This window comes from Actinomadura luzonensis (assembly GCF_022664455.2).
Classification (GTDB): domain Bacteria; phylum Actinomycetota; class Actinomycetes; order Streptosporangiales; family Streptosporangiaceae; genus Nonomuraea; species Nonomuraea luzonensis.
Window position 1 is genome coordinate 976,453 of sequence record NZ_JAKRKC020000002.1, and the last position, 12,589, is coordinate 989,041.

Below are 12,589 nucleotides of genomic sequence, written 5' to 3' on the forward strand. Positions count from 1 at the left end.
TGATGTCCGCCCGGTGCGAACCTGGATTTAACGCCGCGGGAACGTGCCAGGATAGTCGGGTGGACATCGACCTCGCGGACTTGGACTTCTGGCGCAGACCGCTCAAGGAGCGCAACGAGGCGTTCGCCCGGCTCCGGCAGCTGGAGCATCCGGTGTTCTTCCCGGAGAAGAAAGTGCCCTTCCTGCGCTCGGGCAAGGGCTTCTACGCCCTGGTGCGGCACGCCGACGTGGTCGAGGCCAGCCGCAACGCCAAGGTCTTCTCCAGCGAGCCCGCGGTCACCAATCCCGAGCCGCCCGGCTGGGTGAAGCAGGTGTTCGGCGAGTCGATGGTCAACATGGACGACCCGCGCCACGCCCGGCTGCGCCGCATCGTGACCCGCTCGTTCAGCCCGAAGATGCTGGCCGGGCTGCAGAGCGACATCGAGGCCGCCTGCGCCCGCATCGTCGACGACGTCGTCAGGGACGGCCCCCGCGACTTCGTCCAGCAGGTCGCCGCCCGCCTGCCCATCCACGTCATCTGCGACATGCTGAACATTCCGCAGGAGTTGCGGGAGAAGGTCCACCAGCACGTCGACATCTCCACCGCCTACACCGGCGTGCGCCCCAGCCTGGCCCGCAGCGTCCAGATGGCCGGCCAGAACATGCTGGCCCTGCTCGCCCTCCAGCGCATGGTGATCAAGCTCGGCCACGAGCGCGTCGCCGAGCCCACGGGCGACCTCGTCTCGCTGCTGGTCAACGCCAACGTCGACGGCGAGAAGCTGACCGACAAGGAGCTCGGCTCGTTCTTCTCGCTGCTGCTCGTGGCGGGCAACGAGACCGCGCGCAACACCATGGCCCACGGCATCAAGCTCCTCACCGACAACCCGGCGCAGCGCGAGCTGCTGATGAGCGACTTCGACGCGCACATCGGCAACACCATCGAGGAGATGGTCCGCTACGTCTCGCCGATCATGCAGTTCCGCCGCACGGTCACCGAGGACTACACGCTGCGCGGGCTGGAGCTGAAGAAGGGCGACAAGGTCGTGCTCTTCTACGGCTCCGCCAACCGGGACGAGTCGGTCTTCCCCCACGCCGACACCTTCGACATCACCCGCGAGACCAAGCCGCACGTCGGCTTCGGCGGCCCCGGGCCGCACTTCTGCCTCGGCGCAAACCTCGCGCGGCAGGAGATGCGCACCATGTTCCGCGAGCTGCTGACCCGGCTGCCGGAGATCCGCTCGGTGGGCGAGCCGGAGCTGCTGCTGTCCAACTTCGACAACAGCGTCCGCAGCCAGCCCTTCACCTTCTGACGACGCGCCCCCCGCCGCGACCCGGCGGTCAGTCCGCGGCGAGCACGTTCGTCCTGATGGTGAGGAACGTGACCAGCGCCGACACCGCCATCATCGCCGCGCTGACCAGCATCGCGCTGCGGAAGCCCGCGTCGAACACCGGCGGGTTCTCGAACGCCTCGCCCACCAGCCCCACCAGCGGCGGCACGGCGGCCACCGCCAGCAGGCCGCCGGTGCGGGCCACCGCGTTGTTGACGCCGCTGGCGGTCCCCGCGTACCGCTCGTCGGCGGTGGCCAGCACGGTCGCCGTCAGCGGCGCCACCGCCGCCGACAGCCCGAGCCCGAACAAGGTCACCGCCGGCAGCACCTGCAGCGGGTACGACGCGCCGAACCCGATCGTGCTCATCGCCACGAACCCCGCCCCCGCCAGCAGGATGCCGAGCGTCATCGGCCAGCGGGGGCCGTACCGCTTGGCGACGTCCCCGGCCTTCGCCGACAGCAGCAGCATCAGCACCGTGGCCGGCAACATCGCCAGCCCCGCCGCGATCGGCGAGAAGCCCGACACCACCTGCAACTGCACGACCAGCAGGAAGAACACCACGCCCATGGCGGCGTACATGACGAGCGTCACGACGTTGACGGCCGTGAACACGTGGTTCCTGAACAGCCCGACCGGCACCAGCGCCTCCGGCGAGCGGCGCACCTCGACCGCCACGAACGCCGCCGCCAGCACCAGCCCGGCCGCCAGCGGCAGCGGCGCGCCCTTCTGGATCAGCCCGTACGTGATGCCCGCCAGCGCCAGGGCCGCCAGCGCCGAGCCCAGCACGTCGAACCGGCCGGCCGCCTGCTCGTCCCTGCTCTCCGGCACGTGCCGCAGCGCCACGAGCACCACGAGCGCCGCGAACGGCAGGTTGACCAGGAACGCCCACCGCCAGCCCACGCTCTGCACCAGCCAGCCGCCGAGCAGCGGCCCCGCCGCGCTGGCCACCCCGCCGAGCCCCGACCACGCCCCGACCGCCTTCGGCCGGTCCTCGCGCGCGAACGACGCCTGGATGATCGCCAGCGAGCCCGGCGTCAGCAGCGCGCCGCCGACGCCCTGGAGCGCGCGGGCGGCGATCAGGAACTCGATGTTCGGCGACAGGCCGCACAGCGCCGAGGCCACGGCGAACCAAACCGTGCCGATGACGAAGACGTTGCGCCGCCCGTACCGGTCGCCGAGCGAGCCGCCCAGCAGGATCAGCCCCGCCAGCGTCAACGTGTAGGCGTTGACCGTCCACTGCAGCCCGTCCATGCCCGCGTCCAGCTCGCGCCCCAGGAACGGCAGCGCGACGTTGACGACGGTGCTGTCGAGCAGGGCCAGCCCGGAGCCGAGCACGGTCGCGAGCAGCACCCACCGGCCGCGCGCCGACCCGAGCGCCAGATGTCCCCCCAAATCGGACGTCATGCGCCCAATCCTGTCACCACCCCCACCCCTGACGATCACCCACCCCCGCCACCCACCCGCTGCGACTCGCCGACGGCCGACGGGCCGACGGGCCGACGGGCCGACGGGCCGACGGGCCGGCTCACTGCCCGGGCGACTGCCGGGTGGCGACCTGCGACCTGGCTCAGTCCGCCGCCGACCGGCTGCCGAGCGCCCGCAGCACGAAGTCGCTCACCAGCCCCGCCGCCTCCTCGACCGACACGTTCCCGCTGATCAGCGGCACCCGCTCCGCCCCGATCACCGCCAGGATCATCCGCGCCGTGGCCGCCACGTCCACCACCCGGAAGTCCCCCGCGGCGGCCCCGCTCTCTAGGATCGCCACCAGCACCCGCTGCATGGGCGCGACGTGCTCGGCGAGCTGCTGGTAGGCGTCCGGCCCGAGCGCCGCGCTGAGATCGGCCGCCCCCGGATGCGGGTGCGCCAGCAGCCCTTCGAGCTGCAGCCGCACGTACCCCCGCAGCCGATCGGCCGGCGCGGCGTCCCCGGGCAGCTCCCGCTCCAAGCTGTCGATGAAGTAACGCGTCACCTGCTCGGTGAACGCCAGCAGCAGCGCCGCCTTGTCCGGGAAGTAGTTGTACAGCACGGTACGGGTGATGCCGGCCTCGCCCGCGACGTCGGTCATGGAGATCGCGTCGATGCCCTGTGTCCTGGACAGGCGCGCGACGGCCTGGAGGATGCGGTCGCGCGTCTGAGCACGATGCTCACCGATGGTGGCGGCCGAGATCCGGGGCATAAGCCCATGGTAGGCCCGCCCCCCTCCACGCCGCGGTCACCGATCCACTGGACAGATCCAGGTGGATGCTCCGGCCGTGCTTACATGAGCCATGCGGCGCCTGCCTTCCGCTACGACCTCGGCGTGCTCAAAGTGCGGCCTGGCAGCATCCATGTCCGGGACGCGTCGTCGGGGGCCGTGGTCTACGAGGGGCCCGACGCCGAAGCCGTACCCGCCCTCATGGACGAACTGGTCGGCTGGCTCAACGAAGGCGACCTCGACGCGCCGAGTTACGTGCGGGCCGCGATGGCGCACTTCAACCTGGTGAGCATCCACCCATGGCGGGACGGGAACGGCCGCATGTCGCGCGCGCTGCAGACCCTCATCCTCGGCCGTGACCAGATCCTGACACCGGAGTTCTCCTCCATCGAGGAATGGCTGGGGAGCAGCGCACCACGATCGAGTACTACGACGTCCTCGGCGCGGTGGGCGGCCGGGGGTGGGATCCCCACGGCGACACGCTCGACTGGGTGCGCTTCTGTCTCAAGGCGCATCACCTGCAGGCGCAGAGGGTCCGGCGCCGGTTGTCGGAGGCGGGGGAGATCTGGTGACTGCTGGAGGAGCAGGTGGACGGCGACGGGCTCAACACGCGCGCCTTGTACGAGGCGTTCGTCAGCCGCCGCCTGCGTCGCAGCCGCTACCATGCCGACGAGGACCTGAGCCAAGGCCAGGCGGCCCGCGACCTGCGCGACCTCACCGCCACGCGATGGCTCCAGCCGTACGGCGAGACGAAGGGCCGTCACTACGAGGCGGGGCGGCCGCGGCTGGGCCGGCTCAAAGCCGAGTTCGCCGAGCGCGTCACACCCCTGCGGGACCCGTACCGCGAGCTGTAGCGACCAGCGCCGCGCTGCCTCGCCGCCCCGATTCCCGTAGGACCGATGACGCGGCACCTGGCAAGCACGGCCGGGCGTCGGCTCAGGCCAGTGCCACGCCCAGGGATGTCCCGTACGCCCGGTCCCGTACGCCCTGTCCTGCCCGCGACTGCCGGCTGCTTGTCGCATACCGCCGCCCGATCGGGCGCGGGCCGCTCACCCGGGGGTCGTGGATGCGTCAGGCGGCGGTCCGGACGACGTGCAGCAGTTCGGTCAGGACTTCCGTGTTGAGCTGGTACGCCAGCTTGACCTCGCGGATCATCCGGCGGCGTTCGCGCTCGTCCAGGTCGAGGCCGAGGGTGTCCAGGCGGGCGCGGTACTCGTTCTTGAAGCGGGGGAGGCTGCCCAGCTCGTCGAAGAAGTAGAAGTCGACGCCGCCGCCCTTGCCGTAGCCGTAGATCTTCTGGAGCTCCATGCGGATGAACTGGCCGCCGGACAGGTCGCCGAGGTAGCGGGTGTAGTGGTGGGCGACGTAGCCGCAGGGCCAGTCGGCCACCTGCTGGATGCGGGCCACGAGGGTGCGCGTGGACTTGGAAGGGCTTATGCGGTCACGCCAGGACGGGCCGTAGATGGTCGACAGGTCACGTTCCAGCGCGGGCTCGCGGTACAGCTCGGGGAAGACGAACGCGCCGGCGACCGGGTGGTCGGCCAGGGCGCGGGACACACCGTCGAGGGCGACGTACGCGAAGTAGTGCTGGGCCACCATCTCGCCGTATTCGTGCTCCGTCAGGCGGCCGGCCATGAGCTCGCTGAGGTAGCCCTCGGACTCCGCTGACTGGTGGTCTCCCCAGGTGGCGTTCTTCAAGGTTTCGGAGAACGGCGTTGTCACGGTCCACCCTCAATCGCACAGTACTTTCATGACGAAGTGTCACAAACACGCGGATAACACGTCAACCCTTTGATGACACCATGTCATCAAAACCTACCTCCCTCTCCCTGTACCCGCTGACGTGGTCACTAGCTGGGGCGATCCGGTGGCGGAGCGGTCAGCGGGTGTAGCGGTGCTTGGCGCCCGGCGGGAAGTACTCCGGGTCGCCGCTCTCGCGCAGCCGGACGAACGGCATCTGCTGGGGCGCCGGCACGTACGCGGCGAACTCGCTGTTCAGACGCAGGAGCTGGGCCAGGATCGACTGGCCGACGGCCTGCGCGACCTCGTCGGACGGCTTCTCGCCCGGCATCAGCTCCACGGTGACGGTCAGATGCCGGTCGCGGCGGGCGTCCTCCGCCACCTCCACGACGAACTTGCCGGTCACCGCCCCCGCCACCTCCGGCTGCTCCAGGCCCACCGCGATGTTCTCCGGGTACACGTTCGCGCCGTAGTAGGAGACCGTGAAGTGGCTGCGGCCGAAGACGTACACGAAGGGCCGCTCGGCGCCGGGCGCCGACGGCTCGAACCCGTGGTCGCGGGCGAAGCCGAGCATGCGCGCGTACGGGAGCACGCCGCCCTGGTCGGCGATGTGATAGCGGATGAGCGGAATGCCGTTGTCGCCGGAGAACAGCAGCGTGCCCTCGTGCTCCTCGAAGAAGCGCACCTGCGGGTCGTACTGGAGGAGGGACGGCAGCCGGGACTCGCCGAACAGCTCCCTCGCCACATCGGGACGGGCCGCCAGGAAACGGCGCAACTCGACCGACAGCGGGGTCTCGTTGCCGAGGACACCCGCGTCGGCGGTGCCGTACAGGGAGGCGATCCCGCGCAGCGGGTCGGCGATGCCGGCGCGCTCGCACACCAGCGTGCGCCACTCCTCGCTGAAGACCTCGCCCGCCGTGACCAGCTTGAGGTTCCACTCAGGCCAGGGCAGGTCCTCGGTGTCGACGACGTTCTTCAGGAACGGCGGATAGCCGAGCAGGACGACCTGGTCGAAGTGCGGAGCCAGCTCGGGCAGCACCCGGGCGATCTCCCTGCGGTCGGTGCCGGGCGCGACGACCGTGATCGGGTAGCCGCGCTCGGCCAGGTGGCGGCAGCAGTTCACGGTGAACAGGCCGCCCACCCAGGTGCCGAGGGCGAAGCAGACCACGGCGAGCGTACGGCGTTCGGCGGCGGCGAAGGAGTCGCGGAAGACCTCCTCGAAGCGCGCGGCGATGACCCGCTCGTCGGACGCCGAACGCGGCCAGAACGACGGGACACCGGTCGAACCGGACGACACGGCGATCATGTCGCCGATCACGCCGTCCCGGCACAGGTCGGGCAGCGGGTGGCGGCGGACGTAGCCGTCCTTCGTGGTCATCGGCAGGCGCCGGAAGTCCTGCAGCGTCCGGACGCGGGCGGGGTCGACGCCGTGCTCGGCGAGGAACGCGCCGTAGGCGGGGACCGTTGTCGCCACGTGGTGGAAGAGCTCAACCGGATCCATCAGCCGACTGTACGACCCCTCCTCCCACCCCGCACCCACCTCCACCGCGAGCTCCCACCTCTCTCTCACGCTCCCGACCGCCCACCTCACGCTCCCCATCGCGTCGGCCCACTCACTGCTTCGACCGGATTCCCCATTGCTCCGGCCGGGCTTCCGTCTGTCCTGGCTGGGCTTCCGACGGCCCCAGCTGGATTTCCCACTGCCCAGCGGCGGTGTGGGATTCCGGGGCCTTGTCCGGCTGACAAGCCCCGGTCCGGGGGCATGGCCCGGCCGTCGTCCCGTCGTCCCGTCGTCCCGGCGGCCTGGGTGCCACGGCCCGGCTTACGGCGCTCAACATCGCCGTTGGCGCTCACCGCCGTTCGGTGTGTCCCGTCGTACTGCGCTCCGCCTCCGTTGGCTGCTGTCGGCTCCGGACGGTCATTCGCCGGGGCGCACCAGGCCGTTCTCGTACGCCCAGACGATGGCCTGTGCTCGGTCACGCAGCCCCAGCTTCATCAGCACGCGCCCCACATGCGTCTTCACCGTCTGCTCGGCCACGAAGAGCTTGCCGGCGATCTCCTGGTTGGACAGTGCCTGTGCGACCAGCGTGAGCACTTCCGTCTCCCGCTCGGTCAGCTCGGCCAGCCTGCGCCCGGCCGCCGTCGGGCGCGGTGCGCCCAGGCGGGCGAACTCGTGGATCAGCCGCCTGGTGATCTGCGGGGCGAGCAACGCGTCGCCGGCCGCCACCACCCGCACCGCCTCGGCGAGCTGCGCCGCCGAGGCGTCCTTCAGCAGGAAGCCGCTCGCTCCCGCGCGCAGCGCCTCGTACACGTAGTCGTCGAGGTCGAACGTCGTCAGGATCAGCACTTTCGGCGCGGACCGCGCGCGGCTCGACAACAGCTCCCTGGTGGCCTCAAGGCCGTTCATGACCGGCATCCGCACGTCCATGAGCACGACGTCCGGGGCGAGTTCGGCCGCGCGGCGGACGGCCTCCCGGCCGTCGGCCGCCTCGCCCACGACCTCGATGTCCGGCTGCCCGCTCAGGAACACCGTGAACCCGGTGCGCACCATGCCCTGGTCGTCAGCGATCAACACGCGGATCACCCGCGCCTCCCTCTTCCCGGTCAGGCCGTGCAAGCTTCGTCGTCATCGTGAAGACTCCTCCGTGACGGGGAGTCTCGCTCTCACCTCGAACCCTCCACCCGGCGCCGGGCCCGCCTCCAGGGCGCCGCCCAGCAGGGCCGCCCGTTCGCGCATGCCCACCAGGCCCTGCCCGGCGCCCGGCGGGCCGCCCGGCGCCGTTCCTGGGCCGTTGGCGACGCGTAACCGCAGCTCCTCGCCCTCACGGGCGAGCTCGATGGCCACGGCCGCGCCGGGTGCGTGCCGCATGACGTTGCTCAGCGACTCCTGGACGATCCGGTACGCCGACAGCCCCACCGCCGGGCCGAGCCCGTCCAGCGGGCCCGACCGTTTGACGACAACGGCCAGCCCGGCGGAGCGGGCGTTGGCGACCAGCTCGTCGACGCGGCCGAGCCCCGGCTGCGGCGTGGTCTCGGCACGGCCCTCCCCGTCGCGCAGGACCCCCAGCACCTGCCGCAGCTCGGCGATGGCCTCCAGCGACAGGTGCCTGATCTCCGCCAGGCCCGCCTCCAGCTGCGCCGGGTCGCCCTTGGCCTTGAGCGGGACGGCCTCCGCCTGGATCGCGATCACCGACATGTGGTGGGCGACCACGTCGTGCAGCTCGCGGGCGATGCGGGCGCGCTCCTGCAGCGCCGCCTGCGCGTCCTGTGCGAGCCGGCTGCGCCGCTCCTCCTCGGCGAGGCGGGAGGTGGCGGTGCGCCGCACCCGCACGTTGTGGCCGAACAGCACGACCACGGTCACCGCGACCGTGACGATCACCATCGAGTCGGGCTGCACGATCCACGCCGTCAGCACCGTGAGGACCCAGACCGCCAGCGTGATCCGCCGGTCGCAGCGTACGGCGACCGAGTAGAGCACGAGCAGGTAGGACAGGACCGTGGGCGCCGAGTACGGCGGATCGTTGGCGCCCGCCCGGATGCTGGTCCACAGGGCGACGGGCAGCAGCGCGAACGCCGTCCGCCAGGCGGCGAGGGGCCAGCGGTCGCGCAGCGCGATCGGCAGGGCGGCCGCGACGGCGTTGACGTAGGCGAACAGCTCCGCGATCGGGCCAGGGCCGGACGAGGGGACCGAGCCTCGCAGGATCAAGTCGAGCACCATCGACTGCGTGGCGCCGAACATCGCCAGGGCCAGTGCCAGCTCCGCCAGCTGCACGAGGCTGACGGTCTGAAGCGGGATGAGGCCCGTCAGAGAGGGAGGCACGGTGAGTGAGAGGCGGCGGGAGCGGGGTGGGGGCGGGTCGGCGTCGCCTCGGAACAGGGCGAGGGCGAAGGGGCGGATGGTCGCCGAGGTCAGCTTGTGCCAGCGGGAAGGGGGCGCTTCCTTCGGCCGGTCGCCGCCTGGCCGCTCGCGCCCCGGCTGGTTGCTGCCCGGCTGGTCGGAGTCCGGCCCGTCGCTGCCCGGCCCGTCGCTGTCCGGCCCGTCGCTGCCCGGTCCGCTGGAATCCGGTGCGCCGGAGTCCGGTTCGTTGAGGTCTGGTTCGTCGGGGCCTGGGGTGCCGTCGTCGGGGGCTGAGGAGGCTGTGGGGGTGGCGTCCGTGGGCGGTGGTGGGGGGTTGCGGGGGTGCCGCCGGAGGGACATCACGGGTCAAGGCTACGGACGCCGCACCTGCCCGTCGTCACCCCTTGGTTTGATTCCGTTCCTCAACCCGAGGTACTGCTTACATGATTACGATCGCCCTGAGCGAACATCACCAAGGAAGGGAACAACAGCAGGCTCCAATTGATTGAGTCGGTATAACTCAACCCTTTGGAGTTCGCATGAGTGAGAGCTTGACCCTCCCGGTCCTGCCGCTGGACGACGAGGTGGTCCTGCCGGGCATGGTGGTCCCGCTGGACCTGTCCGACTCCGAGGTGCGCGCTGCCATCGACGCGGCTCGTGCATCCGGTGGCAACAAGCCGCGGGTGCTCCTCGTTCCCCGCATCGACGGCCGCTACGGCGCCATCGGCGTCCGCGCCGTGGTGGAGCAGGTCGGGAGGCTGCCGGGCGGCGAGCCCGCCGCGGTCGTCCGCGGCGTGGACCGCGTCCGCGTGGGCACCGGCACGACCGGCCCCGGCGCCGCCCTCTGGGTCGAGGCGCACACGATCGACGCCGTCCCGGCGAGCGAGCGCGCGCACGAGCTGGCCAAGGAGTACAAGGCCCTGGCCACCACGATCTTGCAGAAGCGCGGCGCCTGGCAGGTGGTCGACCAGGTCAACCAGATCGACGACCCGTCGGTCCTGGCCGACAGCTCCGGCTACACCCCCTGGCTGTCCACGGCGCAGAAGGTCGAGCTGCTGGAGGCCGGCGACCCCGCCGACCGGCTGGCCAAGCTGATCGAGTGGTCCCGCGACCACCTCGCCGAGCTGGACGTCGCCGAGACGATCCGCAAGGACGTCCAGGAGGGCATGGAGAAGCAGCAGCGCGAGTTCCTGCTGCGCCAGCAGCTCGCCGCCGTCCGCAAGGAGCTCAAGGAGCTCAACGGCGACGCCGAGACCGAGGAGGAGGACTACCGGTCCCGCGTCGAGGCCGCCGACCTGCCCGAGAAGGTGCGCGAGGCCGCGCTCAAGGAGGTCGACAAGCTCGAGCGCACGCCCGACCAGTCGCCCGAGACCGGTTGGATCCGTACCTGGCTGGACACCGTCCTCGACATGCCGTGGAACGTCCGTACCGAGGACAACTACGACATCACCGGCGCGCGGGCCGTGCTCGACGCGGACCACACCGGCCTGAAGGACGTCAAGGACCGCATCATCGAGCACCTGGCCGTGCGCAAGCGCCGCCAGGACCGCGGCCTCGGCGTCGTCGGCGGCCGGCGCAGCGGCGCCGTGCTGGCCCTGGCCGGCCCTCCCGGAGTCGGCAAGACCTCGCTGGGCGAGTCCGTGGCCCGCGCGATGGGCCGCAAGTTCGTCCGCGTCGCGCTCGGCGGCGTCCGCGACGAGGCGGAGATCCGCGGCCACCGTCGCACGTACGTCGGCGCGCTGCCCGGCCGCATCGTCCGCGCGATCCGCGAGGCCGGCTCGATGAACCCGGTCGTCCTGCTCGACGAGGTCGACAAGGTCGGCGCCGACTACCGCGGCGACCCGACGGCCGCGCTGCTGGAGGTGCTCGACCCGGCGCAGAACCACACCTTCCGCGACCACTACCTGGAGGTCGAGCTCGACCTGTCGGACGTGCTCTTCCTGGCCACGGCCAACGTCCTGGAGGCCATCCCCGGCCCGCTGCTGGACCGCATGGAGATCGTCACCCTCGACGGCTACACCGAGGACGAGAAGGTGGCCATCGCCCGCGACCACCTGCTGCCGCGTCAGCGGGAGCTGGCCGGACTGACGGCCGAGGAGGTCGTGGTCGAGGAGGGCGCGCTGCGCAGGCTCGCCGCCGAGTACACCCGCGAGGCCGGCGTGCGCTCCCTGGAGCGGGCGGTCGGCCGGGTGCTGCGCAAGGTCGCGGCCAAGGACGAGCTGCCCGTCACCGTCGGCGAGGCCGACCTGGTCGAGTACCTCGGCAGGCCGCGGTTCGTGCCGGAGTCGTCGCTGCCGGAGACCGTCCAGCGCACCTCGGTGCCGGGCGTCGCGACGGGCCTGGCCGTCACCGGCGCCGGCGGCGACGTCCTGTACGTGGAGGCGTCGCTGGCCTACCCGGAGACCGGCGAGACCGGGCTCACGCTCACCGGCCAGCTCGGCGACGTGATGAAGGAGTCGGCCAGGATCGCGCTGTCCTACCTGCGCTCGCACGGCGCGGAGCTGGAGCTGCCGGTCACCGCGCTGAAGGACCGGTCGGTGCACGTGCACTTCCCGGCGGGCGCCGTCCCCAAGGACGGGCCGTCGGCGGGCGTGACGCTGACGACCGCGCTGGCCTCGCTGCTGTCCGGGCGGCTGGTCCGCAGCGACGTGGCCATGACCGGTGAGATCTCGCTGACCGGGCGGGTCCTGCCGATCGGCGGCGTCAAGCAGAAGCTGCTGGCCGCGCACCGGGCGGGCATCACCACCGTCCTCATCCCGGCCCGCAACGAGCCGGACCTGGACGACGTGCCCGAGGAGGTGCGCAACGAGCTGACCATCCACCCGGTCAGCGACGTGCGCGAGGTCCTGGACATCGCGCTCGCCCCGGCTCAGGTCGAGACGACTGTCGCGGCCTGACCCGCAGCAGCGGGATGGGTGCCCGAGCTGCCCGTCGTCCGAGGAGGACGGCGGGCAGCGGCATGTCGGCGGACGGGGGCGCGGCGGAGTCAAGGGAGGGGCGAGGCGGCCCCGGAGGGCGGTCTCCGGGGCCGGGTTCGCGGTGGGTCAGCCTTCGCCGTGGGAGTCGTCGGTGATCAGCAGGGACTCCAGCTCTGTCAGCAACGCCACCGCCCGCCCGGCGTCCGCCGGGTCGCGCAGCGCCTCGCGCAGTACCTCGTCCACCGGCGTGGTGGCCCGCCGGAAGAGCGCGTGCATGGCGACGTCGGCCACCTTGACCTGCGTCCGCCGCCCGTCCTCCGGGTCCTGGCCGGTCTCCAGGATGCCGCGCTCGCGCATCCGCGCCACCGACGCCGACACGTGGCTCTGGGCGAAGCCGGTGCGGGCCTGGATGTCCCGGACCGCGCTGCCCGGGTGCCGCAGCACGTCGACGAAGACGGCCTCCTCGCCGGGGGTGAGCACGGGCCGGCCCGTTCCGGTGTCCGTCGCCTTGGCCAGCTCCACCAGCCGCCGGCCCAGCCGGCGCATCCTCGCGATGTTCATGCCTGGCATATTACATCTCTAGCGATGTAT

11 protein-coding genes and 1 pseudogene are annotated in these 12,589 nt (G+C 71.6%); 5 read left to right on the forward strand and 7 right to left on the reverse strand.

Annotated elements, in window-relative coordinates; genetic code table 11:
* The first annotated feature begins 59 nt into the window (after positions 1 to 59).
* On the forward strand, positions 60 to 1,289 hold the full coding sequence (locus MF672_RS34730) for a cytochrome P450 (protein ID WP_242381012.1): 1,230 nt from the start codon (positions 60 to 62) through the stop codon (positions 1,287 to 1,289).
* 28 nt (positions 1,290 to 1,317) lie between these two features.
* Here MF672_RS34730 and MF672_RS34735 read toward each other — a convergent pair whose 3' ends face one another.
* Together MF672_RS34735 and MF672_RS34740 are read right to left on the reverse strand one after the other, a co-directional pair.
* Positions 1,318 to 2,712 (reverse strand): MFS transporter, encoded by a 1,395-nt coding sequence (locus MF672_RS34735; protein ID WP_242381011.1) that lies wholly within the window; start codon positions 2,710 to 2,712, stop codon positions 1,318 to 1,320.
* A gap of 163 nt (positions 2,713 to 2,875) precedes the next feature.
* Entirely contained in the window at positions 2,876 to 3,484 is a 609-nt protein-coding gene (locus MF672_RS34740; RefSeq protein ID WP_242381010.1) for a TetR/AcrR family transcriptional regulator, read from the reverse strand.
* A gap of 84 nt (positions 3,485 to 3,568) precedes the next feature.
* Between MF672_RS34740 and MF672_RS34745 the strand changes: the two are divergent.
* The 3 genes and pseudogenes from MF672_RS34745 to MF672_RS34755 form a co-directional block, all read left to right on the forward strand.
* Positions 3,569 to 3,793, forward strand: a pseudogene (locus MF672_RS34745) (Fic family protein); the annotation flags it as partial.
* Between the two features lie 104 nt (positions 3,794 to 3,897).
* Positions 3,898 to 4,074, forward strand: a complete 177-nt coding sequence (locus MF672_RS34750; RefSeq protein WP_242381024.1) for an autophagy-related protein 27 — start codon at positions 3,898 to 3,900, stop codon at positions 4,072 to 4,074.
* 15 nt (positions 4,075 to 4,089) lie between these two features.
* Positions 4,090 to 4,356 (forward strand): hypothetical protein, encoded by a 267-nt coding sequence (locus MF672_RS34755; RefSeq protein ID WP_242381023.1) that lies wholly within the window; start codon positions 4,090 to 4,092, stop codon positions 4,354 to 4,356.
* Between the two features lie 217 nt (positions 4,357 to 4,573).
* Here MF672_RS34755 and MF672_RS34760 read toward each other — a convergent pair whose 3' ends face one another.
* The 4 genes from MF672_RS34760 to MF672_RS34775 all read right to left on the reverse strand — a co-directional run bounded on the left by MF672_RS34760 (position 4,574) and on the right by MF672_RS34775 (position 9,440).
* Positions 4,574 to 5,224 carry a biliverdin-producing heme oxygenase gene (locus MF672_RS34760; protein ID WP_242381009.1) on the reverse strand — a complete coding sequence of 217 codons (651 nt, stop codon included), beginning with the start codon at positions 5,222 to 5,224 and terminating at the stop codon, positions 4,574 to 4,576.
* Between the two features lie 157 nt (positions 5,225 to 5,381).
* Complete coding sequence (locus MF672_RS34765) at positions 5,382 to 6,743, reverse strand: phenylacetate--CoA ligase family protein (RefSeq protein WP_242381008.1); 1,362 nt, start codon at positions 6,741 to 6,743, stop codon at positions 5,382 to 5,384.
* 417 nt (positions 6,744 to 7,160) lie between these two features.
* Entirely contained in the window at positions 7,161 to 7,826 is a 666-nt protein-coding gene (locus MF672_RS34770) for a response regulator (protein ID WP_242381007.1), read from the reverse strand.
* A 42-nt stretch (positions 7,827 to 7,868) separates the two neighbouring features.
* Positions 7,869 to 9,440 (reverse strand): sensor histidine kinase, encoded by a 1,572-nt coding sequence (locus MF672_RS34775; protein WP_242381022.1) that lies wholly within the window; start codon positions 9,438 to 9,440, stop codon positions 7,869 to 7,871.
* A 179-nt stretch (positions 9,441 to 9,619) separates the two neighbouring features.
* On the opposite strand from MF672_RS34775, the gene lon reads away from it, so the two are divergent.
* Positions 9,620 to 11,977 carry an endopeptidase La gene (gene lon, locus MF672_RS34780; protein ID WP_242381006.1) on the forward strand — a complete coding sequence of 786 codons (2,358 nt, stop codon included), beginning with the start codon at positions 9,620 to 9,622 and terminating at the stop codon, positions 11,975 to 11,977.
* Between the two features lie 147 nt (positions 11,978 to 12,124).
* Here the strand turns inward: lon and MF672_RS34785 are convergent, their stop codons facing one another.
* Positions 12,125 to 12,559: a MarR family transcriptional regulator gene (locus tag MF672_RS34785; RefSeq protein ID WP_242381005.1), complete on the reverse strand. Its 435-nt coding sequence runs from the start codon at positions 12,557 to 12,559 to the stop codon at positions 12,125 to 12,127.
* Positions 12,560 to 12,589: the final 30 nt, after the last annotated feature.

Bases quoted from the DNA above. Each gene is read 5' to 3' on its own strand.
- MF672_RS34735 (WP_242381011.1), bottom strand. From the start codon at position 2,712: ATGACGTCCGATTTGGGGGGACATCTGGCGCTCGGGTCGGCGCGCGGC.
- MF672_RS34740 (WP_242381010.1), bottom strand. From the start codon at position 3,484: ATGCCCCGGATCTCGGCCGCCACCATCGGTGAGCATCGTGCTCAGACG.
- MF672_RS34750 (WP_242381024.1), top strand. From the start codon at position 3,898: ATGGCTGGGGAGCAGCGCACCACGATCGAGTACTACGACGTCCTCGGC.
- MF672_RS34765 (WP_242381008.1), bottom strand. From the start codon at position 6,743: ATGGATCCGGTTGAGCTCTTCCACCACGTGGCGACAACGGTCCCCGCC.
- MF672_RS34775 (WP_242381022.1), bottom strand. From the start codon at position 9,440: ATGTCCCTCCGGCGGCACCCCCGCAACCCCCCACCACCGCCCACGGAC.
- lon (WP_242381006.1), top strand. From the start codon at position 9,620: ATGAGTGAGAGCTTGACCCTCCCGGTCCTGCCGCTGGACGACGAGGTG.
- MF672_RS34785 (WP_242381005.1), bottom strand. From the start codon at position 12,559: ATGAACATCGCGAGGATGCGCCGGCTGGGCCGGCGGCTGGTGGAGCTG.